23 protein-coding genes and 1 pseudogene are annotated in these 23,350 nt (G+C 65.9%); 14 read left to right on the top strand and 10 right to left on the bottom strand.

Annotation, left to right across the window (positions count from 1 at the left end; translation table 11 throughout):
* The 9 genes from KB201_RS21840 to KB201_RS21800 all read left to right on the top strand — a co-directional run bounded on the left by KB201_RS21840 (position 1) and on the right by KB201_RS21800 (position 10,735).
* The gene (locus KB201_RS21840) at positions 1-843 is read left to right on the top strand and encodes a transketolase (RefSeq protein ID WP_058251821.1); all 843 of its coding nucleotides are present in this window, start codon (positions 1-3) and stop codon (positions 841-843) included.
* Complete coding sequence (locus KB201_RS21835; RefSeq protein ID WP_058251822.1) at positions 836-1,825, top strand: transketolase family protein; 990 nt, start codon at positions 836-838, stop codon at positions 1,823-1,825. The genes KB201_RS21840 and KB201_RS21835 overlap by 8 nt, the downstream gene beginning before the upstream one ends.
* Positions 1,822-2,949, top strand: a complete 1,128-nt coding sequence (locus tag KB201_RS21830) for a glycerol dehydrogenase (protein ID WP_058251823.1) — start codon at positions 1,822-1,824, stop codon at positions 2,947-2,949. The genes KB201_RS21835 and KB201_RS21830 overlap by 4 nt, the downstream gene beginning before the upstream one ends.
* On the top strand, positions 2,939-4,549 hold the full coding sequence (locus tag KB201_RS21825; RefSeq protein ID WP_091344346.1) for an AMP-binding protein: 1,611 nt from the start codon (positions 2,939-2,941) through the stop codon (positions 4,547-4,549). The genes KB201_RS21830 and KB201_RS21825 overlap by 11 nt, the downstream gene beginning before the upstream one ends.
* Before the next feature lie 93 nt (positions 4,550-4,642).
* Positions 4,643-5,785: an acyl-CoA dehydrogenase family protein gene (locus KB201_RS21820; protein WP_058251824.1), complete on the top strand. Its 1,143-nt coding sequence runs from the start codon at positions 4,643-4,645 to the stop codon at positions 5,783-5,785.
* A 216-nt stretch (positions 5,786-6,001) separates the two neighbouring features.
* Positions 6,002-6,946: a WcbI family polysaccharide biosynthesis putative acetyltransferase gene (locus KB201_RS21815; RefSeq protein ID WP_058251825.1), complete on the top strand. Its 945-nt coding sequence runs from the start codon at positions 6,002-6,004 to the stop codon at positions 6,944-6,946.
* Entirely contained in the window at positions 6,943-7,953 is a 1,011-nt protein-coding gene (locus tag KB201_RS21810; protein ID WP_078113190.1) for a hypothetical protein, read from the top strand. Before KB201_RS21815 ends, KB201_RS21810 begins: the two co-directional genes overlap by 4 nt.
* Positions 7,950-9,341 (top strand): glycosyltransferase family 2 protein, encoded by a 1,392-nt coding sequence (locus KB201_RS21805; protein ID WP_058251873.1) that lies wholly within the window; start codon positions 7,950-7,952, stop codon positions 9,339-9,341. Before KB201_RS21810 ends, KB201_RS21805 begins: the two co-directional genes overlap by 4 nt.
* Before the next feature lie 503 nt (positions 9,342-9,844).
* A complete protein-coding gene (locus KB201_RS21800) occupies positions 9,845-10,735 on the top strand; it encodes a universal stress protein (protein ID WP_058251827.1) in 891 nt (296 codons plus the stop codon).
* Between the two features lie 15 nt (positions 10,736-10,750).
* Here the strand turns inward: KB201_RS21800 and KB201_RS21795 are convergent, their stop codons facing one another.
* The gene (locus tag KB201_RS21795) at positions 10,751-11,767 is read right to left on the bottom strand and encodes a zinc-binding alcohol dehydrogenase family protein (protein WP_058251874.1); all 1,017 of its coding nucleotides are present in this window, start codon (positions 11,765-11,767) and stop codon (positions 10,751-10,753) included.
* A 257-nt stretch (positions 11,768-12,024) separates the two neighbouring features.
* On the opposite strand from KB201_RS21795, the gene KB201_RS21790 reads away from it, so the two are divergent.
* A complete protein-coding gene (locus tag KB201_RS21790) occupies positions 12,025-12,903 on the top strand; it encodes a universal stress protein (RefSeq protein WP_175404318.1) in 879 nt (292 codons plus the stop codon).
* A gap of 29 nt (positions 12,904-12,932) precedes the next feature.
* On the opposite strand, the pseudogene KB201_RS25295 reads toward KB201_RS21790, so the two are convergent.
* Positions 12,933-15,250: pseudogene (locus KB201_RS25295) on the bottom strand (heavy metal translocating P-type ATPase).
* Positions 15,251-15,276: 26 nt separating this feature from the next.
* Positions 15,277-15,699: an Hsp20/alpha crystallin family protein gene (locus KB201_RS21780; protein ID WP_058251829.1), complete on the bottom strand. Its 423-nt coding sequence runs from the start codon at positions 15,697-15,699 to the stop codon at positions 15,277-15,279.
* Positions 15,700-15,863: 164 nt separating this feature from the next.
* Between KB201_RS21780 and KB201_RS21775 the strand changes: the two genes are divergently transcribed.
* Together KB201_RS21775 and KB201_RS21770 are read left to right on the top strand one after the other, a co-directional pair.
* The gene (locus KB201_RS21775; protein WP_058251830.1) at positions 15,864-16,751 is read left to right on the top strand and encodes a slipin family protein; all 888 of its coding nucleotides are present in this window, start codon (positions 15,864-15,866) and stop codon (positions 16,749-16,751) included.
* On the top strand, positions 16,748-17,281 hold the full coding sequence (locus tag KB201_RS21770; protein WP_231742374.1) for a flavodoxin domain-containing protein: 534 nt from the start codon (positions 16,748-16,750) through the stop codon (positions 17,279-17,281). Before KB201_RS21775 ends, KB201_RS21770 begins: the two co-directional genes overlap by 4 nt.
* A gap of 40 nt (positions 17,282-17,321) precedes the next feature.
* On the opposite strand, the gene KB201_RS21765 is transcribed toward KB201_RS21770, so the two are convergent.
* The 7 genes from KB201_RS21765 to KB201_RS21740 all read right to left on the bottom strand — a co-directional run bounded on the left by KB201_RS21765 (position 17,322) and on the right by KB201_RS21740 (position 22,053).
* Positions 17,322-17,873, bottom strand: coding sequence for a hypothetical protein (locus tag KB201_RS21765; RefSeq protein WP_058251832.1), 552 nt, complete (start codon positions 17,871-17,873; stop codon positions 17,322-17,324).
* A gap of 43 nt (positions 17,874-17,916) precedes the next feature.
* Positions 17,917-19,863 (bottom strand): erythromycin esterase family protein, encoded by a 1,947-nt coding sequence (locus tag KB201_RS21760; protein WP_211540442.1) that lies wholly within the window; start codon positions 19,861-19,863, stop codon positions 17,917-17,919.
* 67 nt (positions 19,864-19,930) lie between these two features.
* Positions 19,931-20,176, bottom strand: coding sequence for an acyl carrier protein (locus tag KB201_RS21755; RefSeq protein WP_058251833.1), 246 nt, complete (start codon positions 20,174-20,176; stop codon positions 19,931-19,933).
* 9 nt (positions 20,177-20,185) lie between these two features.
* A complete protein-coding gene (locus tag KB201_RS21750) occupies positions 20,186-21,181 on the bottom strand; it encodes a dihydrolipoamide acetyltransferase family protein (RefSeq protein ID WP_091344348.1) in 996 nt (331 codons plus the stop codon).
* A gap of 58 nt (positions 21,182-21,239) precedes the next feature.
* The gene (locus KB201_RS21745) at positions 21,240-21,455 is read right to left on the bottom strand and encodes a hypothetical protein (RefSeq protein ID WP_058251835.1); all 216 of its coding nucleotides are present in this window, start codon (positions 21,453-21,455) and stop codon (positions 21,240-21,242) included.
* Between the two features lie 9 nt (positions 21,456-21,464).
* Positions 21,465-21,593, bottom strand: coding sequence for a hypothetical protein (locus KB201_RS25120; RefSeq protein WP_269434032.1), 129 nt, complete (start codon positions 21,591-21,593; stop codon positions 21,465-21,467).
* Between the two features lie 25 nt (positions 21,594-21,618).
* Positions 21,619-22,053 (bottom strand): hypothetical protein, encoded by a 435-nt coding sequence (locus KB201_RS21740; protein ID WP_139114208.1) that lies wholly within the window; start codon positions 22,051-22,053, stop codon positions 21,619-21,621.
* A gap of 329 nt (positions 22,054-22,382) precedes the next feature.
* On the opposite strand from KB201_RS21740, the gene KB201_RS21735 reads away from it, so the two are divergent.
* Positions 22,383-22,856 carry a hypothetical protein gene (locus KB201_RS21735; RefSeq protein WP_058251837.1) on the top strand — a complete coding sequence of 158 codons (474 nt, stop codon included), beginning with the start codon at positions 22,383-22,385 and terminating at the stop codon, positions 22,854-22,856.
* A 9-nt stretch (positions 22,857-22,865) separates the two neighbouring features.
* The gene (locus KB201_RS21730; RefSeq protein ID WP_211540440.1) at positions 22,866-23,300 is read left to right on the top strand and encodes a DNA glycosylase AlkZ-like family protein; all 435 of its coding nucleotides are present in this window, start codon (positions 22,866-22,868) and stop codon (positions 23,298-23,300) included.
* Positions 23,301-23,350 lie beyond the last annotated feature (50 nt).

Here is a 23,350-nt window from a genome sequence, read left to right as displayed (position 1 = left end):
ATGCTCGTAGACAACGACATCGATCGCCCGTCGACCGCGCAACTGGCCGACACCGCGTTCCGGCTGAGGTCGGCGATGATGCGAATGGCAGCGGACAAAGGCGAGGGATACATCGCTCAGGGGCTCGGGATCGCCGACCTGCTCGCGGTCATCTACTTCCGGCAGTTGCGTTTCGACGCCACTGATCCGGACTCGCCCTCCCGGGACCGGTTCCTGATGTCCACCGGGCACTACTCGATCGCGCTCTATGCGGTGCTCGCCGAACTGGGCATCCTGACCGAGGAGCAGATCGCGGACTACGGACTCAACGGCAGCGAACTGCCGATGAGTACTTTCGACGAGACGCCCGGAGTCGAGATCACCGGTGGCTCACTGGGACACGGTCTCGGGCAGGGTGTCGGGATGGCGCTCGGGCTCCGCCTCGACGGTGGGGATCAGAAGATCATCGTGGAACTCTCCGATGGTGAGCTGCAGGAGGGGTCGACCTGGGAGTCGGCGATGTCGGCCGCCAGTTTCGGTCTCGGCTCCCTCACCGCCGTGGTGGACTGCAACGGAATCCAGGCCGACGGTCCGATCGTGCTCGACATGGAACCGATCGCGGCCAAATGGGCCGCCTTCGGGTGGGCGGTCGAGGAGGTCGACGGCAACGACATCGAGGCTCTCGTCCGGGCGTTCGATGCGCTGGCAGCCGCGCCGGCAGACGTCCCGCGCGTGCTGATCGCCCGGACGACTCCCGGGACCGGCGTGCCCACGCTGGTCGCCCGGGAACGGGCACATTTCGTCCGCGTCCACGACACCGAGTGGACCGGACTCATCGCCGAACTGGAGGAGAATCGTGGCTGAGCTCAAAAACCGTGCCGGCGGCATGGGCGAGATCGCCGACGTCGAGGGACCCTACGAGCGGGCGCCTTTCGGTACCGAACTCGCCGAACTCGGTGCCCGCGACGAGCGGATCGTCGGACTGAGTGCCGACATGTCGAAGTATTCCGACATCATCCCGTTCCGGGATCGCTTCCCGGAGCGCTACTTCAACGCCGGCATGGCCGAGCAGAACGCGGTGATGATGGCCGCGGGATTGGCGAAGGTCGGCAAGATCGCTTTCTGCGCGACCTACGCAGCATTCCTCACCCGCCGGGCCCTCGACTTCATCGCCGTGTCATGCGCACACAGCAAGGCCGACGTGAAGATCGTCGCCGGTTCGCCGGGGCTCGTAAATCCCTATGGCGCAACACACCAGTCCCTCGAGGACCTGGTCGTGATGCGGTCCATCCCTGATCTGACGGTCATCGATCCGTGCGATGCGGTGGAACTCCGTCACGTCATCCGCGCTGCCGCGGCCACGCCGGGTACCTTCTACATCCGCAACCTGCGCGGCAAGGTGCCCGTCGTGTTCGACGAGGACGACTTCGAGTTCGAGATCGGCCGCGCACGGATGCTGCGTCCGGGTCGAGACGTCGCCGTCATCGGGACGGGGTTCATGACGGCTCGCGCGCTGAGAGCGGCCGAGTCCGCGGAGGCGGCCGGGGTATCGGCGGCAGTGCTGCACGTTCCGACGATCAAGCCACTGGACACCGAGGCCATCGCCGCAGTCGCCGCAGACGTCGGTCGGGTGATCGTGGTCGAGAACGGCTTGCGCTCGGGCGGTCTGGGCAGCGCGGTCGTCGAGACACTGGCCGACCGGGGGATCTCGGTGCCGGTGACCAGGATCGGGCTGGGAGATCGCTTCCACCCCTGCGGTTCCCAGGGTTACAACGAGGCCCTGTTCGGTCTCGACGAGACGGCGATCACGCACGCGGTGATCACCGGGAACTGGCCGCACGCATGAGCGCTCTGCTGGACGGGATCGGTGTCGCCCGCACCGCCCGTCGGTTCGCGGCACCGCAACAGTATCTGCAGGGCCCAGGGGTTCTCGACGACGTCGGTGGGGTGGTGGCCGAGATCGGGGGAGCGCCGATCGTCGTCATCGACGCCGACATCTCGGGACTGTTCGGTGCGCGTATCGAGGCGTCGCTCGCCGCTGCCGAACTACGGGCCCAGGTGATCCCGGTGGCCGGACCGGTGACGCGCGGCGTCATCGCCGACACCCTGACGCGTGTGTCAGCCGGGCAGGGCGACGTGGTGGTCGGCATCGGGGGAGGCAAGGCGCTCGACATCGCCAAGGGCGTGGCCGAGACCGTCGGACGGCCGATGGTCTCGGTCCCCACGGTCGCGTCGAATGACGGCCCCACCGCCAGTGTGTTCGCGCTCTACGACGAGTTCGGACGGCTGTCGGAACTCGGTCGTCTGCCCGCGAATCCGGCTGCGGTCGTCGTTGACACCGAGGTGATCGCGAAGGCACCGATCCGATTTCTGGTATCGGGCATCGGGGACGCGCTCGCGAAGAAGTACGAGGCCCGCTCGTGTGCGCGAGGGCGCGGTGTCACCACGCAGGGCACCCGTCCGCTGATCATCGGCGAGGTGGTCGCCGATGGATGTTCTCAAATCCTGTTGCGCGACGGGGAGGCTGCAGTGCGCGATGCGCTCGCGCACCAGGTCACCCCCGAGCTCGAGGCGGTCGTCGAGGCGGTGATCCTGTTGTCGGGCATCGGTTACGAGAACGGCGGCCTGTCGATCGCGCACTGTATGACGCGAGGATTGCAGGTCGGTCGTGGGTCGTCGGCGCACCTGCACGGCTACCACGTCGCCTACGGGTTGCTCGTCCATCTGGCGCTCGAGGACGATCCCGAGGTCGACCACGACGAGATCCGCAGCTTCCTCCGTGCCCTCGGTCTCCCGACCTCGCTGGCCGATCTGGACATGGGCGAACCGTCGAACGCCGAGATCGAGGCTCTGGCTGTCGCCGCGGCGTCGGCGCCGCACGTCGCGAACACCTGGGTCGACGCATCGGTCCCCAGTATCATCGCGGCCATCGAACAGGTGGAGAAAGAGGCGGCGATCGATGGTGACTGACCACGGCCCGGACCCGGACATCGACAGCGCCCGGAGTCCGGTGCCGCCCGCGGCCGAGTTCGCCTTCTCCGCACTCAGTCCGGCCACGTTCCTGGATCGAGCCGCTGCGGCATTCGCCGGACGAATCGCGGTGATCGACGGGTCACGTTCCTTCACCTACACCGAGTTCCACGATCGGGTGCAGCGGTTGACCGCGGTGATCGAACAGCTCGGTGTCGGTCCCGGTGACCGTGTTGCCGCGTTGTGTGCGAACTCGCACGTGATGCTCGAACTGCACAGTGCTGCGCCCGCTCACGGATCCGTACTGGTGCCGTTGAACGTCCGGCTCTCCGAACCGGAGCTGATCTACATCCTGGAACACAGTGGCGCGTCGGTTCTCGTCTCGACGGTCGAGTTCGCTGATCGCGCACGAGCGGTCGGCGAAGCAGTCGGAATTCGGGTGGTGATCGGTGGTTCGGCCGACGGCTCGGACGAGTACGAGCGTCTGCTCGCAGACGCGGGCGCCCCGATTCGTCGGGACACCGGCGAACGGGGTCTGCTCGCGATCAACTACACCTCCGGGACGACGGGACGCCCGAAAGGCGTGATGTACCACCATCGGGGGGCGTATCTGCAGTCGGTGGCGATGGCCTACCACTCCGGGCTAGGTCCGGGGTCGAAGTATCTCTGGACACTCCCCATGTTCCACTGCGACGGTTGGTGTTTCACGTGGGCGGTCATCGCCGCGGGCGGCACGAGCGTCTGCCTGCGCAGCATCGACACCGGACTCATCTGGCGTCACCTCGTCGACGACGACGTGACTCATTTCAGCGCGGCACCCACGGTCCTCACCATGATCGCCGAAGACCCGTCGGCGGCTCGGCTCGATCGAGTCGTCCAGGCCGCGACGGGAGGTGCACCACCATCGCCTGCTCTCCTCGCCCGGATGGCCGGGTTGGGCATCGAGATCACCCACCTCTACGGGATGACCGAGACGTTCGGCCCGATCGTCGTGAACCAGTGGCAGCCGGAGTGGGATGACGCCACGGACGAGGTGCGCGCCGTACGCAAGGCGCGACAGGGAATCGGAAACATCGTGGCAGGGCGTGTCCGAGTCGTGTCCGACGAAGGAGGCGATGTCGCGGCCGATGGCGAGACCATCGGCGAGTTGGTGGTGCGCGGCAACAACGTCATGCTCGGCTACTACCGCGATCCCGAGGCCACTGCCGCGGCAACCCTGGACGGTTGGCTGCGGACCGGTGATCTCGCGGTGATGCATCCGGACGGGTACGTCGAGATCCGGGACCGCAGCAAGGACGTCATCATCTCCGGTGGCGAGAACATCGCGTCAGTCGAGGTGGAGCGGGTGCTCGACAGCCATCCCGACGTCGTCGAATCGGCGGTCGTCGGCCGTCCGGATGAACGATGGGGCGAGGTGCCGATCGCCTATGTCAGCGTGCGCGCCGGAGCGAGCCTGACCGCTGAGGGTCTCGTCGAGTTCGCGCGCAAGACGCTCGCCCGGTTCAAGGTGCCGAAAGAAATCGTGTTCGCGGAACTGCCGAAGACGTCGACGGGCAAGATCCAGAAGAACGTGCTCCGCGGTGGTGGGGCGTCCAGCTGACACAAAGCGTTCCGGTCATCCCAACGTAACGTTGCCAACAAGCACTGTTACGCTCGCCATTGATACTGTCAATCGTGGATAGGTACTCGCACCATGGCCGAACGGTCCTCTTGGGAAAACGACGATCTCAGCGCCCTGCGCGATCTGGCTCGCAGCTTCTGCGAGAAGGAGATCAAGCCGAACGCCGATAAGTTCATCGAGCAGCACCACGTCGACCGCGACCTGTGGAACAAGGCCGGCGAGCTGGGTCTTCTCTGCATGTCGATCCCGGAGGAGTACGGGGGCGGGGGCGGCAACTTTGCGCACGAGGCCGTCTTGATCGAGGAGCAGGCGCGCGTCGCCGACAGCTCGTGGGGCGTCAGCCTGCACAACGGCATCGTTGCGCATTACATCCTGGAGTACGGCTCCGAGGAGCAGAAGACCACGTGGCTGCCCAAGATGGCCAGCGGCGAGGCCGTCGGCGCCATCGCGATGACCGAGCCCGGTACGGGATCGGACCTGCAGAGCGTCAAGACCAAGGCGATCAAGCAGGGTGACGAGTACGTCATCGACGGCTCGAAGACGTTCATCACCAACGGAAGTCAGGCCGACATCATCATCGTCGTCGCCAAGACCGACGTGTCCGAGGGCGCCAAGGGCATCTCGCTCATCCTCGTCGAGGCGGACCGCGAGGGCTTCCGTCGTGGCCGGGTGCTCGACAAGGTCGGCCAGCGCGGGCAGGACACCTCGGAGCTGTCCTTCGACGGTGTGCGCGTTCCCACCTCGAATCTGCTCGGCACCGAGGAGGGGCAGGGCTTCATCCAGCTGATGCAGCAGCTCCCGCAGGAACGTCTGATCATCGCCGTGGCGTCGGTGGCGGGAATGGAGAAGGCAGTTTCGGAGACCATCGCCTACACCAAGGACCGCACGGCCTTCGGCCGGCCGATCTTCAGCTTCCAGAACACCAAGTTCAAACTCGCGGAGGCGGCCACCGAGACCCGGATCGGCCGGGTCTTCATCGACGACTGCATCACCAAGCACATCAAGGGCGAACTCGACATCCCCACCGTGGCGATGGCCAAGTGGTGGACCAGCGACCGCGCCATGGTGGTCGCCGACGAATGCCTCCAGCTGTTCGGCGGCTACGGCTACATGAACGAATACCCGATCGCTCGCCTGTGGGCCGACAATCGTGTGCAGAAGATCTACGCCGGCACCAACGAGATCATGAAGGAGATCATCGCGCGGACACTGTGACGATGTGACGACTCCCGTCTGGGCGACGGCCCCGGTGACCCGCTCACCGGGGCCGTCGCCGTCCCGGTGGTCCCCGGAGTGATCAAGTCGATGATTCATTAGCGGGCTGAACGGCTATACGGGGAGCCGGGGGTACGGCCGAAGCGTTTCCAGAGGGGAGCCAGAACTGACGATGTCACAGCGACCATCGCGTCTCTCGACCACTTCAGAGCAACCGTGACTCCGCATGACGACGTGCCGGTCGACGGTCGAACCAGGCACTACGGCGACTTCTACGGCGTCACCGAACCCCCGCTGGCCGACGACAGGCAGCTACTGCTGGTCTGGGGAAACTGCCAGGCCGAAGCGTTGCGGATCGTGCTGGCGAGTTCCCCGGGCCTTCGGTTTCGTACCGTCCGCGTCCCACCGGTCCACGAACTCGAGTCCTCCGACGTCGACCACGTCGAACGCCTCGTCCGTCGAGCCGCGGTGATCGTCTCCCAGCCGGTGCGCGCCGGTTACCGGGGACTCCCGATCGGTGGACCGGACCTGGTCGACCTGGCACCGTCCGCGAGGTTCATCGTGTGGCCGGTCATCCGATATGGCGGGTTGTATCCGTTCCAGGTCATCGCGCGACATCCCGCGCAGCCGTCCGCGGTACCCGCTGCTGTGCCGTATCACGATCTGCGAACGGTCCTGGCCGTGCGGGACGGACATAGATCTTTCGACGAATGGGATGTCCACGTCACGGGCGAACACCTCCGAGAAGCGGAGCGCTGGAGTGTGGAACAGCTCGCGATGCGCGAACGCCGCCAGTGCGACATCGCGATCTCCGACATCCTGCTCGACGCCGGGGCGGACGCCGCCCACACGATCAACCATCCCGGCAACCGGGTGCTGCTGACGCTCGGTCGTCGAATCCTCGATGCACTCGGGGCGTCGGCGCCGATCCCACCGACGCGGGAGTTGCTCGGCAACATTCGCGCGCCCCTGGAACAACGCGTGATCGATGCGCTCGGTATCGACGCATCCGCGCGGATCGCCTGGGACGTCGACGGTGCGGTGATGACCGAGGAGGTCGTCCACCGCAGTCAGATGCAGTGGTACGCAGACCATCCCGAGTTCATCGATGCCGTGCTGGACCGCTACGTCGAGCTCGTCGACATCCTGGGGTTGGCATGACGAGGCCCCTGGGACACCTCCTCGTCGGGCCCCGGTCGCACGGTGTGGTGCGGTATGCGCAGTCGGTGTACGACGCGGTGACCGCCGAGGGCGGCCATCATCGGTTGGCGCACATGCGCACACCCTGCGCCGGCCTGCCGGCGGGACTGGCCGACTGCGCGCTCGTGCACCTGCATGTGACAGATCGTCTGTTCGGGCGCACGCCCCTGCAGGCGCGCGACAATCTGCTCGCGATGATCGCGGGTCTGCGCCGACCGGTCTCGGTGACGCTGCACGACCTGCCCCAGCCATCGGACGGGCGGTCGATGCAGGCACGCATCGAGTTCTTCCGGTCGGTAGCCCGATCGGCGACCGGCGTGATCGTGTCGAGCCGTCACGAGGCGTCGTTGTTCTCCGAATTCGTCGACCCGACGATCGATGTCGAGGTCGTTCCGCTGATGATCGACTCCCGACGGGTCGACAAGCCCTTGGCGACAGCGGAATCGACGGTCGGCGTGCTCGGCTACCTGTATCCCGGGAAGGGACATCTCGAGACCCTCCGGGCGATGTCCGGTCTCGATCCGTCAATCGGCTTCGTCGCACTCGGCACCCCGTCTCCCGGACACGAGGATCTGGCCGACGACCTGGCCAAGCTGGCGGCGGACATGGGTAGGCGGTGTGAGATCACCGGCTACCTGACCGACGACGAACTCCGGCGGGCGTCGGCCGAGGTCACGGTCCCCGTCGCCTATCACCGGCACATGTCGGCATCCGGCTCGATCAACTCCTGGATCTCCGCCGGGCGCAGGCCACTGGTCCCGCGCACCACCTACACCGAGGAACTCGCCGCGCGGTCCCCGGGCGTGCTGACGATGCACGCGAACGATGACGATGCGCTGCAGGCCGCCATCGAGCATGCGTTCGCGCATCCTGCGGGCACCTGGATCGATCCGTCCGTGGTTCCGTCGCCCACGGCCGTCGATGTCGGGCTGGAGCACGAGCGGCTGCTGCGGCGGTGGAGTGCGTGACGGTCGTCGGGCTCGGTGATGGTCGGACCGTCGTGCCCGACAACCGGTGGGACCTGATCGGCGATGCCGCGCCGACGCCGCTGGTGAGTGTCGTCATCCCGTACTACAACCAACCTCGTCAACTGGCGCTGGTCCTGGAGGCGTTGACGGCCCAGACCTACCCGGCTGATCGCCTGGAGGTGGTCGTGGCCGACGACGGTTCGTCCTGTTCGCCGGACGTCACCGCGTGGACGTCCCGGTTGACGATCACGGTGGTGTCGCAGGAGGACAAGGGCTTTCGGGCGGCGGCCGCCCGCAACCTGGGGGTCGCCGCATCCAACGGCGCGATCCTGTGTTTCCTCGACGCGGACACGATTCCGACAGCCGGGTACATCCGCCACGCGGTCCGGTTGCCGGCCGCGGCACCCGACGCGCTCGTCGTCGGTCGGCGCAAACATGCTGATCTCGGCGAGGTCAGCCCGGATGGGATGCACGAATGGTTGTGCGCACAGGGGCATCTCGAACGTTCGCATGAGTGCGAACCCGGGTGGCTGGTCGACGCGTACGATCGCACGGCCGATCTCCTGGCCCCTGGCTGGGATGGTTACAAGTACATGATCAGCGCGGTGATGACCTGCAGCCGTGAGCTGTTCGACGACATCGGTGGGTTCGATCCGTCGTTCGTCCGGTACGGGGGAGAGGACTGGGAGTTCGCGAACCGGGCGTTTATGATGGGAGCGGTGTTCGCGCATCAACCCGAAGCGGTCGCGTGGCACGACGGTCCCGACTGGGCCGAGCGTCCGGTTTCAGAACGAATCTCGGAGAAGAACGCCGAAGCCCTGGCGCTCGCGCCGCTCGTCACCGATCCGGCGGCCCGGACAGTCGGACTCCTGTATTCGATCCCCGACGTCGTCGTGGTGATGTCGGCCGAGGGACACACCGCGGCGTCGCTGATGCGAACGGTCGGCAGCGTACTGCGTGGGGCGGACGGTCGCAGCGTGGATGCGGCCATCTGGCTCGTCGGCGCACGTGCCGACACTCTGCTCGCCGAGCTGGGCGTGCACGATTCGCGAATCCGGACCGGTAGCCCGGACGCGTCGACGCTGTCGCGGTGCAGATTCGTCCTCGAGATCACCGGGTCCGTGGTCTTCTCGGGCGACTCGCTCGCACGGCTCACCGTCGAGGTCGCGCCGGGGGAGTGTGGCCAGGTGACGGTGGATTTCGGCGGAACGCCGTCGGCGTCGGTGACGATCGCGTCGTCGCGCGCACGCCACCGCGTCCGGCGCTGGGAGGCGCACACCGACCTGGCGGCCGACGAGCTTCTCGACCGGCTGTTCGGGGTTCGGACGGTGGACCACGGCGATGTCGGGATCGTCGTCGGCGACACTGAACCAGTGTTGTCCTGGTGAGTGGCGAGTAGGACCTGGTCCGTGAGCGCGACATGCTCTGGTGTGACTGGGGCCCCGGTCGAACTCGAACTGACACTGGACGGGTTGTGAACCCGTTCCGCTGGTTTCGCCACCGCGTGGATTCTGCGCTGGCCACAATGCCGACTTCCACTGGTAAGGGCGTGAGGACACGTAGGTCTCGCGGGCACGGGCGGAGACGGCTGAGCCGCTTCCGGTCACGCCTGGTCGGTCAGGCACGTCTGTAGTGTGCGCAATCCGTCCGGGAGCAAAGCAAGACACGCTTCTCGTACTTCGTTGTAGTCGGCTTTGCGCGTTCTGCTCGGAGCCCAACCGCGAATAGGGGTCCAGGGTCGGCCCGTTGGTGACTTTCGCCTCCGGAAAACGCTCCGTGAGCGGGCCACCATGAGAGGTGCCCGACGGGTATCACCTGTGCTGCTCGTGGATGCTGTCGAGCTCACCAATGCTCGACACGTGATGTTGAGCATCGACGGACGGAGATACGGATGGCTGAACTGGTGGACACCGCGACTGCGCCGATCGTTGTCGGCGTCGATGGTTCGGAGTGCGCGCTGATGGCGGTGCGCTGGGCGGTGGGTGCTGCAGCTCGCGAGAAATGTTCGGTGCGAGTGTTATCCGCAGTTGGAATCGTGCCCGGGGCGTACGCACCCACGGCCATGATGACGTCACCGGCCGTCGTCGAGGCCATGCAGGGCGATGCGTCGCGTGCGGTGGATGCGGCGACGACGCTCGCGAAAAGTGTGGACCCCGATGTGCCGGTCGACGGAAAGATCGTCGGAGGGTCGGCGATACTCGCACTCCGGCAGGCTTCCACTGAAGCGCGCACGGTGGTCGTTGGTAGGCGAGGGCTCGGTGGGGTCCGCGGATTGTTGCTCGGCTCGGTGAGTGCCGACGCCGCAACGCATGCGCACTGCCCAGTGGTGATCGTGGGTGGAACTCCGCCCGCGAGTGGATCCGTCGTGGTCGGGGTCGATGCGTCACCGAGGTCGAGCGCCGCGATCGCCGAGGCATTTCGCCAAGCAGATCTGTTGGGAGTCCCGTTGGTGGCGGTTCACGCGTTCGGGGAGTTCTCGCCGGCGGCGTTCTACGGTGACGCGCGCCTTGCCGAGCGAAACATGCGGGACGAGGCCGAGGAAGTGTTGGGCGAGCAGCTCGCGGGCCCTGTGGAAGACTTTCCGGACGTAACGATCCGCAAACATGTTGGAATCGCGTCTCCCGCAGAGGAGATCGTTGAGGCAGCGCAGTCGGCGCAGCTGATCGTGGTGGGTACGCGCGGTCGGGGCGGGTTTCGAGGACTACTTCTCGGTTCCACCAGTCGGGCTGTGGTACAGGTCGCCCCGTGTCCGGTGATGGTCACGCACAGCAACGAGTCGTGACGGCCGTTGGCGACCTCAGTTCGCGCGCTGATCGGGACGTAGAACAGCGGCGCCGGCAAAGCGGCCCGCCTTGAGATCCCGGAGAGCGAGCAGTGCGTCGTCGAGCGGGTATGAGGTTGTCGTCACCTGCAGTCGATGCTCTCCGGCGAATCGGAGGAACTCCGTCGCGTCTTCTCGTGTGTTCGCTTCGACGCTGCGGATTTCGCGTTCGTGGAAGAGGTGTTGCTGGTAGTTCAGCGGTGGGGTGTCGCTCATGTGGATCCCGGCGAGTGTGACGACACCGCCCCGATCAAGGGCTGACAGGGCCACCGGCACAAGCTCACCGACGGGGGCGAAAATGATTGCGGCGTCCAGGAGTTCGGACGGATGGGAATGGACTTCGCCCACCGATGTCGCTCCGAGTTCACGTGCTAGGCGGCGAGCGTGGGGTTCGCGGGTCATGACGTGTACGGAGGCGCCGCGCTGGAGGGCCACCTGGGCGACCAGGTGGGCGCTGCCTCCGAAGCCGTACAAGCCCAGACGTCCCCCTTCGGGCAGGCTGGTCCGCCGCAGGGCGCGGTAGCCGATGATTCCCGCGCACAACAGCGGCGCGAGCTCGTCGACGGTGTAGCCCTCGGGAAGGGCCAGGGCGTAGTCCGCGGGGGCGAGGACGTACTCTGCGTATCCGCCGTCCGCATCCCATCCGGTGTACGTCGATGACATGCAGAGGTTTTCGGCCCCGCGCCGGCAGTAGGCACACATCCCGCAGGTGCTGCGCAGCCATGGCACCCCGACCCGGTGGCCGATCTGGAACGCGGTGTCGGTGTCGATGCCGATCTCGACGACCGTGCCAACCACCTCGTGCCCAGGGGTGACATGCGGGCGATGTTCGGGTAGGTCACCCTCGCAGACGTGCAAATCGGTTCGGCACACTCCGCATGCCTCGACCGCGATCAGCAGTTCGCCTGTCGACGGAATCGGGCGGGGGACCTCCTCCAATCGCAGAGGCGTCCGAGACACCGGACCGGGTGCCCTGACGGACCATGCCCGCATCGTCGGCACCGCCACCGCCGACGATCCCGATTCCGATGTCTGCGCGTCCGTCGGCAATCCCCAGTCCATCATCTAGACCTCTCCCGCGTTTGCCTCCCAATGGCTCAAGCGTGCGCGCAGACAATGGGATGCAACAGAGTCGATCGACCCCACGATGTAGGGCATCGGCCAGCTCGTCCGAACGTCGCCCCCGTCCGCGCGTTATGTATTGCCTTGGTCCCTGGTCGGAATCCGTCGGCGCTGCTGATACTGGTTGCATGTCTCGTGAGTCGCATCCGGACCGCGCTTCTTCTGACCGCATCGCCGACGACCTGCCAGTGGTGGTGGGGCTGAAGGATGTGTCGGGGCCGTCCCTGGGGGCGCTCCGGTGGGCGGTGGACGATGCGGTCCTCAGAGGTGCGTCGCTGACAATCGTCACCGTCCAACACGAGCATCGTCCGACGTTTGCCGATGCGGTGAACCTCCGAACGGATTGCTCCGCTCAGTGCACTCGTCGCTCGCGGCGTGTGCTGGCCGACGCCCGCTCATCGGCCCGCCGGACCGCCGGCCACAGTGCGGTACCGATCATCACGCACATATCGGAAGGGCGACCCGTCGACGCTCTCGTCGCAGCAGGGCGAGCGGCTCGTGAACTCGTCGTAGGATCGCGCGGACTCGGCGACCTCGCCGGCGGACTACTCGGCGCGATCAGCACCACGGTCGCCATGCGTTCGTCGTGCCCGGTCGTCGTTGTCCGCGACCGTTCTGACGAGAGATCGGACGGTCCGGTGATTGCCGGACTGGACGGTGGAACAGGCGACACCGCCGTCCTGATGCATGCGGCGGAGGAAGCAGCGCTCCGGCACACTGAAGTCGTTGCCGTCCACGCAATGTCGGGCGCCGATCGCGCCGGCCTCGACCACGGCATCGAGCACGCCCGAACTGCCTCGTCGCGGGGCAGCACGACGTCTGTCCGCTGGGAGTTCGTGCACGATCGTCCAGTGGACGCGATAGCCGAACATGCTTCGGGATCGTCGATGGTGGTGGTGGGCAGTCGAGGCTTGACCGGACCTTCGGCCCACGTGATCGGGTCCACCAGTCGCGCGGTCCTGCATTCGATCGAGGTACCGATCATGGTTGTCCCGACGCATTGGTGACGACCTCATTCGAGTCCTCAGCGACAGGATCACGGAAGGGCCGTTCCTGTACCAGGAGTAGCTACCAGAGTGAAATAGTTCTGCTCCTCTTCGGAGAAGTGAAGTCGCAGGAGAGCATGGAGCCCGTAGAGGGTCGCCATCACGTCGAGTCTTTGATCGGCGGTGATCTGCCCGTTTCGATCCGCGTGCATACGATGGGCATGCACCCTCCTCGCCAGCCTGTCGATCTCGGCGTGCATCCGACTCATGGTCACGGTGGCCTCGGTGGTGCCCAGGGGTTTGGCAAGTGCAGGATAGAGCAAGGATTCTTCAGCATGCTCGTGAGGCAGAACAACCGCCGCGAGTAGATCATCCGCTCGCCGTAACCCTTGCACTCCGTCGCCGCTCGATGCCTCGATGCCCTGTCCCGCCAAGTCATTCGCGCCATCGACCAGTACTCGAAGTTTCGTCCGAAGCATCTCATGCTCGGTCGAGAACCTGCGGAGCAACGCCCCGGTGGGATCATCAACGTGTACGACCGACCGCGGACCGGTCAATGCGCGTAGGGCATTCAGGATGACTGCGACGTCGATCGCTTCCTGGAGCAAAGCGCCGGCGGTCGGCGGGAGCCAGCCCAAGGCAGCAACAAGCATGGCACCGATTGAGAGCGCCATGCCGATACCCGCGCTCTGAACGGCGATCCGACGCGAACGGCGCGCGATCTCCATCGCTGAAGCGAGCGGCCCGATCCCGTCGGTGGTGAGGACAACGTCTGCTGTAGCCGTACTCGCCGTCGTGCCGTGGGCGCCCAAGGCCGCACCGACACTTGCGCTCGCCAAAGCCGGCGCGTCATTCACGCCGTCGCCCACCATCACGGTGACTGCCGAGCGGCATTCCTCCTCGACGCAGGCGACTTTGTCGGCGGGAGTCTGCCCGGCGTACACCTCGTCGACGCCGAGCACGGTACCAACCTCGCGGGCGGTTGATTCTCGGTCGCCCGTGAGGAGAACGACTTTGGTCACCCCCGCAGCACGGAGTCGACGGAGTGTGCGCGGTGCATCTGCTCGTACGGGGTCGCTCATGGTGATGGCGCCCGCATCGCGATGGTCCACCCTGATCCAGGCGATGGCGGTCCCGTCCAGCTCACTGCCGCGTACCACCGCGCGCGCCCAGACCGAAACCGGGGCGTCTCGCGCACCGACCTCGACGAAACGGTTCGCGACCACGCCGGAGACGCCCGTACCCGCGTTCCCGCGTTCTCGTGGACACCTGTCGGCACGGTCAGTGGCAGCTCACGTCGAGCGGCCTCACTCACGATGGCGGTCGCGAACACGTGCGGCGACATCTGTTCGACCGAAGCCGATAGCCGCAGCAGACCGTCGGCATCCTCTCCGGGGGCCGCGGTGACTTCCACTTGTTCCGGGCGGCCGGTGGTCAGGGTGCCGGTCTTGTCGATCAGCAGGGTGCGGGCGCGTCCCAGAGTCTCGAGGGCACCACCGTCGCGGATGATCACTCCTGATCGAGAAGCCCGTGACAGGCCGGCGACAATGGCGATCGGCGCGGCCAAGAGCAGCGGGCAGGGTGTGGCGACGACGAGAACGGCGACTGCGCGGGTCGGCGAGCCGCTGATCCACCAGCTGACCGTGGCCACAGTCAGCGTCACGGGGATGAATAAGATGGCCAGGCGGTCCGCGAGTCGGACCACGGGCGCACGTTCGGCGGCGGCTGCTCCAGCCAGTCGAACGATGCCTGCATTGGTGCTGTCGGCCGAGGGGGAGCGGGCGATCATGTCGAAGGCTGCGCCGGCGTTGACCGCACCGGACCGGATGGTGCCACCGCGCCGGACGTGTCGTGGCAACGGCTCACCGGTGAGTGCAGATTCGTCGAGTACTGCGTTGTCGCGCAGTCGACCGTCCGCCGGGACGATTTCTCCCGGGGCCACGGCCAGGATGTCCCAGGGTTCGATGGCGTCGACGTCGATCACGGTGATCTCGGCCCCGCGGCGTCGTCGCGCGGTCGTCGGAAACCGATTCACGAGCGCACTGAGGTCCTTGCGTGCACGTCGCGACGCCGACGCGTCCAGAAGCCGGCCGGTCGCGAGCATCACCCCGATCAACGAGCCCGCTGCATACTCGCCGACCAGCACAGTCCCGACGAGCGCCAGCGATGCGATGAGATCGACCCCGAGCTTGCGCTGACGAAGCCCCGACAGGATCCACCACAGCGACGCTGCGAGCGCGACAGCGATCCCCGCTGTCCAGCAGGCGTTGGCAAGCCGGCCCGACCCCGCGGACCACAGGAGTGCGCCCGCTGCGAAAGCGGTAGCGGTCGCCGTCAGAAGGACGGCTCCGGGGGAGGGCTTACCCAAGTGAGGGTGTGGCGGTGGTCGCGGCGTCAAGCGGTCTCGATCTGCACCTGCGTGCCGGGGCTGGTCGGCGCACTCAGCGGCACGGTGACGGTCAGGATGCCCTCGGAGTACGTCGCTTTCACGCCGTCTTCCACATATCCCTTGGGCAACGACACGGCCCGGGAGAACTCACCGTAGGCGAATTCGGAGTGACCGTTGTGGGAGGACCGCTCGGTGCGTTGCGCGGCGATCGTGAGGACCCCATCGAGGATGGTCACCGTGACGTCCTTGTCCGGATCGACTCCGGGTAGCTCAGCACGGACAACGTACTGCTCGGCGGACGATTCTTCCTCCACCCGGATCAGATGCCCGTTGGGACGGAGCATTCCGACAGCGGGGAACGTGGAGAACAGCTCTGCGATGTCCGGCAGAAACGAGTATGACGCATGATGAGTGGTGGGTGTGGACATGGTGGCCCTCCGGTTGGCGAGACGAATCTGACACGACAATCGCACCGCCTCGCCGACGCTGTGAGGAGGGTCGAAAGCCACCCGGTTCCAAGCCGGTCGGCCCTATCGACGCCTCTCGTCATCGCTTCTACTGGTGGTCGAACCTCCGAGAGGGGAGCGGGACCATGACGACAACCTCGTGGGTCGTGATCGCCTGCGTGACAGTGGTGATCGTGATCGTCGCGATCACCGCGGTCCGGATCGTGTCGGAGTATCAACGCGGAGTCGTGCTGCGCTTCGGCAAACTGGCGGGCACCCGTGATCCGGGTCTACGTGTGATCATCCCCCTCGCCGACCGAATGATCAGGGTGTCGATGCGTGTCGTCACCATGCCGATCCAATCGCAGGGAATCATCACCCGCGACAACGTGAGTGTGGACATCTCGGCGGTGGCCTACTACCGAGTGGTCGACCCGGTGAAGGCGGTGGTGGAGGTCGAGGACGTCCATGCGGCGATCAACCAGATCGCCCAGACCACCCTGCGCAAGGTGGTCGGCCGACATTCGCTCGACGATGCACTGGCGCATACCGACACCATCAATGACGACATCCGGCGAATCCTCGAGATGACCGTGCAGGAATGGGGCGTCGAGGTCCGTCTGGTCGAGCTCAAGGACATCCAGCTACCCGGGGGGATGCAACGCGCGATGGCACGCGAGGCGGAGGCAGAGCGCGAGAAGCGCGCGAAGATCATCGCAGCGGAAGGCGAAGCCGTCGCTGCGCATCAACTCTCCACCGCAGCGAAGACCATGGCCGACCACCCGATCGCATTACAGCTTCGCAGCCTGCAGACCCTGATCGAGATCGGGGTCGAGAAGAACACGACAGTGGTGTTTCCGGCACCGTTGATGTCCTCGCTCGCCGATCTCGACGCGTTTCTATCCCGTGAGATGCGCGCGCATTCACACCCGAGCATCGGCGGAGACGGTGCGGACGTGACTGGCGCGGTGGACCGCGCGGCTGTCCCCGCTGCACGCACCCGTGGGTCGGAGTCAGCACCGTGCACACTGTGATCGCGTTCGACAGTGCCCACGGTGCCACCGAGGGTGTGGCGCAACGAATTGCCGGAGGTTTGCGCGCCGGCGGGGACTCGGTGGAGCTCTGGCCGCTTCGCGGTGACCATACGCCTGACCGGGCAGAGCGCCTGGTCGTCGGCAGCGCGATTCACAATGGCCAATGGCTGCCCGCCGCCGAGCATCTCGCCGATTCGCTGGCCGAGGCCGCGCCCGCGCCGGTGTGGGCGTTCTCGGTCTCGTCCATCGGTGCGACATCGACATTCCTGTCACCTCTGGTCGCACGGTGGTTGCGTCCTCGGACACCGGTTCCACGTGCGGTTGCGGCCATGGAGCACACGGGCGCGTTGCGTGGCCACCGCGCCTTCGCCGGCGCCATATCCCCGGGTGACTGGCCCGGTCTGGGACGAGTTGTCTTCCGCCTCATGGGTGGCCGATACGGCGATGCCCGGGACTGGGACGACATCGACCGATGGACCGAACAAATCCTCGCCGACCGAAGGTCTGCCCAGTCAGATGACGGCCACTGAGTGAGTGTGCGCTTGCGACCTCTCAGAAGACCGGACCTTGTCATACCGTCGGCCGCCACCACTCGCGCCCGCCCGCTTCGGTGTGCACACCCGACAAGAGGCTGCCTCGGGTGCTGTCGTCGATGACGTGGTAGCGGATCGAATCCCGTTCACTGACCGCCATGAGTGGCCACCACAGGACGTTGACATAGTCGACCGAGCTGTCGTATCCGTCCCACTCGTACACACCGCGATAGACGTTGTTTCCGTCGGCGGTCATCCACAGTTTCGAAACGAATCCGTCGAACCCTGCGAACAGGACGGTGTTGCATACACTTTCCACGCGAAAGAATCTGTGTGCCAGACTGTTGCCGCCCACCGCCCGTAGCCGGAAGCCGACGATGAGGTTCACCGGCTCGGTAATCGGGTCGTCGTCGCGGACGGTTTCGCGGTACACCACGGCCTCGGTTCCGTCGGCAAAGCTGATGACCCGGCCGAGGTCACCGAGCGGTTGGTGCAGGCGTCGTTGCCACAGCGAGCGCGCCACATCGAGGGCGCACTGCGCGAGCATGATCAATGCGCGCGGCCAGGGCACGGGTTCTGGTACGGGCATGTGTCACGGTCCTTTCCGAGCGGAGATCTCTGGCCTCTGTCGGTCACAGGCCGGTCGGATATGTCTCCGGGTGCTGGCTGTCGTCCCAGGAGCCCAGCGGTTCGAGTGGTCGTAGCGCCCGCGTCTGATCAAGATGGATGTACGCGTCGAATTGTTCGGGGACGCGCACGTGAAAGTAGTGGCTCTGGCGTTCCGTGTCGGGCAGATAGACCACGCCGATCGCGCGAGCCAGGCGAATCGAGTCGACCGCCTCGGCTGCTCCGGCCGACTGCGACGACAGGAAGAACGATCGCATGGGCGCCCGATGGAAGACTTCTTCGATGCTTCCGGGGAGGGCGGGGAGGGTCGTCATGCGTCGTGGAGTTCCTCCCCATTCATCGGCGGCCGTGACGGTTCCCTGGTAAGTCGAGAATCCCAGGATCCGGCAGCGTTGTCCGTACTTCTCGCGAACCAGTTGTCCCAGAGTCAGCTGGCCATCGGCCCCGACTTCGGTAGCCCGCGCGTCCCCCACGTGCGAGTTGTGTGCCCATACCACGATCTTCGCTGGAACCGCCGATCTCGTCGTCAGGTGCTCGGCGAGTGCTTCCAGAGTCTCTGCCATGTGGCGGTCACGGATGTTCCATGACGTGACCCGACTGCGGAACATGTTGCGGTAGTACGACTCTGCACCTCGCACCGCGAAGGCGTTTCGTCGAGCGCAGAACAGTTCGTCCTGAGCCGCCGTGCCGTCGCTGCGAATTCGATCCAAGGTCGCGGCGTACATGTCGACCAGCTGGGTGACGACCTGGCGCTCGCACGATTGGCCCGCGCCGAACGCGGCGGCGTAACCGTAGGCCTGCCCATCTGCGGCCGTGGAGTGGTCGAAACATGCGTACCGAGCCCGAGCGCGCCGTGCTGCCTCGCGATCGACAGTGTCCAGGTATGCGGTCACGTCCTGCATGGAGCGGTGCAGACTGTAGAGGTCGAGCCCGTAGAAGCCGACGCGTTCGTCACCCTCGGGCCGGCCGGCGTTGTATCGGTGCAGCCAGTCGAGGAAATCTCGCACGACGGTGTTTCGCCACATCCAGGCCGGGAACCGATCAAACCCTAAAAGTGCCTCGTCGGCAGAGCCATCCGATCCCTCGCCGTGAAGCCATCGGTTCACCCGGTGGGCGTCCGGCCAGTCCGCCTCCGCAGCCACGGCCTTGAAGCCCTTGTTCTCGATGAGCCACTGAGTGATGCGGGCGCGGGACTCGTAGAACTCTTCGGTGCCGTGGGAGCTCTCACCTATCAGCACGAATCGGGCGTCCCCCACGAAGTCGTCGAGTACGGCATCCGGCGGGACGCCGTCGGTGCACTCGACTGCCGATCGAGTGACGACGACCGCAAGAGTCTGTTCATCCGGAAGTTGCGTCGGCGGCGAGGTGGTGGATGTGGACAGCAGAGTTCGGACCTCGTCGTCGGTGACCTGAGGGAAGGCCCGGTACGACTGGCCTACCGCCGCGAACGGGGTCGGCATGGATGCGCACACGACTTCGTCAACCGACTCGGCGAGCTCACGACAGGTCGATTCGGGGGCGACCGGAACCGCGATGACCACCGCAGAAGGCTCTCGTTCCCGGAGGGCACTGACCGCCGCCCGCATACTGGCCCCGGTCGCGAGCCCGTCGTCGACGAGGATGACCGTCGTGCCGGCGATCTCCACCGGCGCGCGAACACCCCGGTACCGGCTCTCTCGATCTTCGAGGGTGCGGGTCTCCCGTTCGATCACCCGTCGCAACTGTTCGTGAGTGACTCGACCTGCCCTCACCACGTCGTCGTTGAGGACGATGCGCCCGCCGGAAGCGATTGCGCCGAAGGCGAACTCCTCGTGGCCTGGCAGTCCGAGCTTGCGAACCACGAACACATCCAACGGTAGTCGCAGAGCCGATGCCACCTCGAACGCGACCGGAACCCCGCCACGCGCCAATGCGAGGACGACGACGTCGTCGTGATCGTGGAATCCGGACAAGAGTTCGGCGAGGACCCGTCCGGCCTCGCGACGGTCGCGAACAACTGGGGTATCGTCATCGGCGAGTTCATCGCGGGATTCCCTTCACGTACCGAACGACGTCGGTGACGGTTTGCAAAGTGGCATAGTCGTTCTCGGGCACTTCGATCTCGAGCCGCTTCTTGATGCCCGTCAAGAAGCTCAGCCAGTCGACCGAGTCCAGTTCGGCGATTTCGCGTATCGGCTCATCGACCGAGATGCTCTCCCTGGACAGTTCTGGTGCTACCGCGAGCAGAGCGTCCACGACCGCCGTGGTGATCGTCTCGTCGTCCATGAGTGCTCCTCAAAGCTCGTTTGGTTGTTGCAGCAGTTCTCGGACGGCGCAGAGAAATCGTGCGCCCTGGCGCCCGTCGCTGGCTCGATGGTCGGCCGACAGTGACGTGTTGACGAGCGGCACAGGGCGCATCTCGCCGTCGATCACCCAGGGTCGATAGGTCATCGTTCCGGTGCCGACCAGCGCGACCTGCGGCGGATAGATCGCGCCGAACACGGTCTCGACGCCGTTGTCGCCGAGATTGGTCACGGTTATCGTCGAGTCCGTGAATTCCGAGCTGCGAAGTCGGCCGCTACGGGCACGGGCCACCAGATCGATCAGGTCGGCCTGCAGGGCGTCGAGTGATTTGTCCGTCACGTCGTGAATGGCAGGGGCGATCAATCCGCCTCGCCGCAAGGCGATCGCCACACCCACGTGAACGCGTGCTTGCGGTGTGAAATCGTCGTCGCGCCAGAATCCGTTCATCTCCGGGTACCTCTGCGCGGCCAGTGCCACCGCCTTGAGGAAGAGAACCGCGGAGAGGATCCGTTCCTCCACGGGACGTCGGGCTTTGCGTTCGGACAACCATCTCGTCGCCGCTTCCATCGGGATCGTCTCGGCGAGGTAGTAGTGCGGGATCTCTCGTTTGGAACGACTCATCGCGGCCGCGATCGTCCGGCGCATGTCACTCGCGCGTCTGTCGGGCTCATCCGGGCGACAATGCTCGACGTCGTCGAGAGTGATCGCGCCATCAGGTCCGGTTCCCCGGACACGACCGGGATCGACGGCGAGTTCTCGCGCGCGACGGGCGGCTGCGGGGGAGATGCGCACTCGGCTCCGCACGCCCGGGCCGGTGTAGGGGCCTACCGGCTTCGTGGACGCCGCCGGAGCCCGGGGCGCGGCCCGGTCGACGGAGATGCCCGAGCCATCTCCGGGGCGGGCTCTGGCTGGGCGGGCTCTGGTTGGGCATGGATGGCCGCCTCCGGCGACGTCGCTTCGCCGGGACGGGGTTGCGCCGCGTCGCATGCCGCCTCACCCGGTTCATAGAAGGTTGCCATCACCGTGCCGACCGGGATGGTCTCGCCTAGGTGGCGCTGCGCAGTACCTCTCCGGTCGCTTCGCCTTCGGCGTCCCTGACCCGGGCGAGGAATCGCATGAGCGTGCCGCCCATCGGCATCGAGAGGGTCACCGCCAGACTGGCCGGGGCCGAGGCGCCACCGGCGTCCTCGATGTCGATCGACGCCGTCTCGCGATGCGGATCGTCTGCTCGTCGACTCGCGTCATCATTCGGTGCCGCCAAGACGCGTCCTCAACAACGGGACGCGACCCGCATCGGCACACTGCCCGCAAGGACGTCGGTGACGACGGGTCCTGGAACCGGGAGGTAATGCAGGATCGTCAACGACGTACCGAAGGCAGTACCGACAGTGTCCTTCATCGAATCGTCCCTCCTAGTTGCGAGATCACGGTCGTGGGCGGGTGCGGGAGCCGAGCTCGTGACGCACGGACATGCCGAGTCCGATCAGGACGGCTCCGACGCCGACGCAGGCGGCCTGCAACGGATTGAGCGTGCGGATCACGGCGAGTTGCACGCCGATCCATCCGATCAACCATCCTCCGGCAAAGATCGAGATCATCGCCGTGTCGGAGCGTTGATTGTTATGTAAAAGCCAGGCTGCGACCGTCATCGGGAGTCCGACCAGTAGCGCCAACCCGATCCCGGCCAGCACCGGACTGTGCCAGGGAAGGCGCGCATTGACCGTCGGCCCGAAGTCGGTGCCACCCCCGGCCAGTCCCACCGCCCCCGCGTAGGCCAGCAGCGCGGTGAGTGCGGTGAAAAAGACAGCGAGCGATCGTTTCCAGCCGATGCGACGATCCATCGAAGAGGTCGTGGCCATCGGCATGTCCGTTCGTGGTGCGTGGTCTGCTCCAATGTCCATCATCGATGTCGACAGACACGGCGAGGAGGGGCGAAGGTCACCTATGTCTGAAGTCGTGACCGTGCCGCCGTCCGGGGCACACGGTGCGACCCTCGAGGGTCGTGGTTAGGGACTTTGGACTCGGGCGTCTCAACTGCGCATGGGTTCAACTGGACTTGGTGACGTGCGCGCGCCAATCCTCGTCGCACTCTGTCACGGTTCCGGACCGAGTCACACCGGCTCTTCGCCGACGACAAGCAGGCTCGACGTCATCTCCGTGCGACGCTCCAGCACAGAAGGAGGCCCACATGGCTCTCAGTTCGACAGTCTCACCGGCATCCGGCCGCCGCCGGTTCGGCTATCTGGCCACTCTGGTCGTCGACGGCGCCCTCCTCGGGTTGCTGGTGCGATGGCCGGGCTGGGATACGGTCCCGTTCCTCACCGAGGAAACAGGCGATGTGCTCGGCTGGCTTATTGCGGCACTGGTAGCGGGAATCGTCGTCAACGCGGTGTACCTCATCGCCGACCCGCCGCCGCTGAAAGCCATCGGCGAAGTGGTCTCCGATGCGATCACCCTCGTGGCCCTGATCCGTCTCTGGCAGGTCTTCCCGTTCGACTTCGCCGATGAGTCCACCGTGCCGTGGACGACGCTCACGCGCACGGTGCTCATCGTGGCCATCGCGGGCACCGTGCTCGCCCTGGTGGTGACAGTCGTCCGCTTCGTTCGTCACGCACTCGTCGATCGCTCGACAACAGAACCTACGAGTGCGTCCGATCGGTGAGTGTGCGGCGTGGCTGACAGTGTCTCGGCGGAGCAGGTGATCGCGTATCGGTTGTCCGCGCACGGGTTGGCAAATCGTCTGGGAGACAATGGTATTGTCGCGGGCAGTGCACGATGCGGCATCCAGAACAGCCCACCAGGATCTGCGCTTCTGTCGCTGCACGCGAGGGTGCACGGCGTGACGGCAAACATGGTCGCAGCGGCTGTGGAGGACCGAATACTGCTGCAAACCTGGGCGATGCGAGGCGCACCGTACTTCATCCCCACCCGGGACGTGACGGTGTTCACCACTGGTGTGCTACCCGCCAGCGACGACGCACTGCGCCACTTCGTCAGCGGCGCCCAACAGTTGCTCGATGAGCTCGGCATGACAATTACCGACGCCGTCGAGCTGTGTGGTGTCGAAATCTGCGACGTCCTAGTGGTGTGTCTCGGTTTTAGCTAACTCCTTGTTCGAGTGCGGCGCGGGCGCGGGCGACCTTGGCCAGGATCGAC

The sequence above is a fragment of the Gordonia sp. SCSIO 19800 genome (genome assembly GCF_018132775.1).
Taxonomy (GTDB): Bacteria; Actinomycetota; Actinomycetes; order Mycobacteriales; family Mycobacteriaceae; genus Gordonia; species Gordonia hongkongensis.
This window is presented reverse-complemented; position numbering and strand designations above follow the sequence as displayed.

Excerpts from the sequence above, each read along its gene's own strand:
- KB201_RS21840 (WP_058251821.1), top strand. The coding sequence starts at position 1 with ATGCTCGTAGACAACGACATCGATCGCCCGTCGACCGCGCAACTGGCC.
- KB201_RS21830 (WP_058251823.1), top strand. The coding sequence starts at position 1,822 with ATGAGCGCTCTGCTGGACGGGATCGGTGTCGCCCGCACCGCCCGTCGG.
- KB201_RS21825 (WP_091344346.1), top strand. The coding sequence starts at position 2,939 with ATGGTGACTGACCACGGCCCGGACCCGGACATCGACAGCGCCCGGAGT.
- KB201_RS21820 (WP_058251824.1), top strand. The coding sequence starts at position 4,643 with ATGGCCGAACGGTCCTCTTGGGAAAACGACGATCTCAGCGCCCTGCGC.
- KB201_RS21810 (WP_078113190.1), top strand. The coding sequence starts at position 6,943 with ATGACGAGGCCCCTGGGACACCTCCTCGTCGGGCCCCGGTCGCACGGT.
- KB201_RS21800 (WP_058251827.1), top strand. The coding sequence starts at position 9,845 with ATGGCTGAACTGGTGGACACCGCGACTGCGCCGATCGTTGTCGGCGTC.
- KB201_RS21795 (WP_058251874.1), bottom strand. The coding sequence starts at position 11,767 with ATGCGGGCATGGTCCGTCAGGGCACCCGGTCCGGTGTCTCGGACGCCT.
- KB201_RS21790 (WP_175404318.1), top strand. The coding sequence starts at position 12,025 with ATGTCTCGTGAGTCGCATCCGGACCGCGCTTCTTCTGACCGCATCGCC.
- KB201_RS21780 (WP_058251829.1), bottom strand. The coding sequence starts at position 15,699 with ATGTCCACACCCACCACTCATCATGCGTCATACTCGTTTCTGCCGGAC.
- KB201_RS21775 (WP_058251830.1), top strand. The coding sequence starts at position 15,864 with ATGACGACAACCTCGTGGGTCGTGATCGCCTGCGTGACAGTGGTGATC.
- KB201_RS21765 (WP_058251832.1), bottom strand. The coding sequence starts at position 17,873 with ATGCCCGTACCAGAACCCGTGCCCTGGCCGCGCGCATTGATCATGCTC.
- KB201_RS21755 (WP_058251833.1), bottom strand. The coding sequence starts at position 20,176 with ATGGACGACGAGACGATCACCACGGCGGTCGTGGACGCTCTGCTCGCG.
- KB201_RS21750 (WP_091344348.1), bottom strand. The coding sequence starts at position 21,181 with ATGCGACGCGGCGCAACCCCGTCCCGGCGAAGCGACGTCGCCGGAGGC.
- KB201_RS25120 (WP_269434032.1), bottom strand. The coding sequence starts at position 21,593 with ATGAAGGACACTGTCGGTACTGCCTTCGGTACGTCGTTGACGATCCTG.
- KB201_RS21740 (WP_139114208.1), bottom strand. The coding sequence starts at position 22,053 with ATGGCCACGACCTCTTCGATGGATCGTCGCATCGGCTGGAAACGATCG.
- KB201_RS21735 (WP_058251837.1), top strand. The coding sequence starts at position 22,383 with ATGGCTCTCAGTTCGACAGTCTCACCGGCATCCGGCCGCCGCCGGTTC.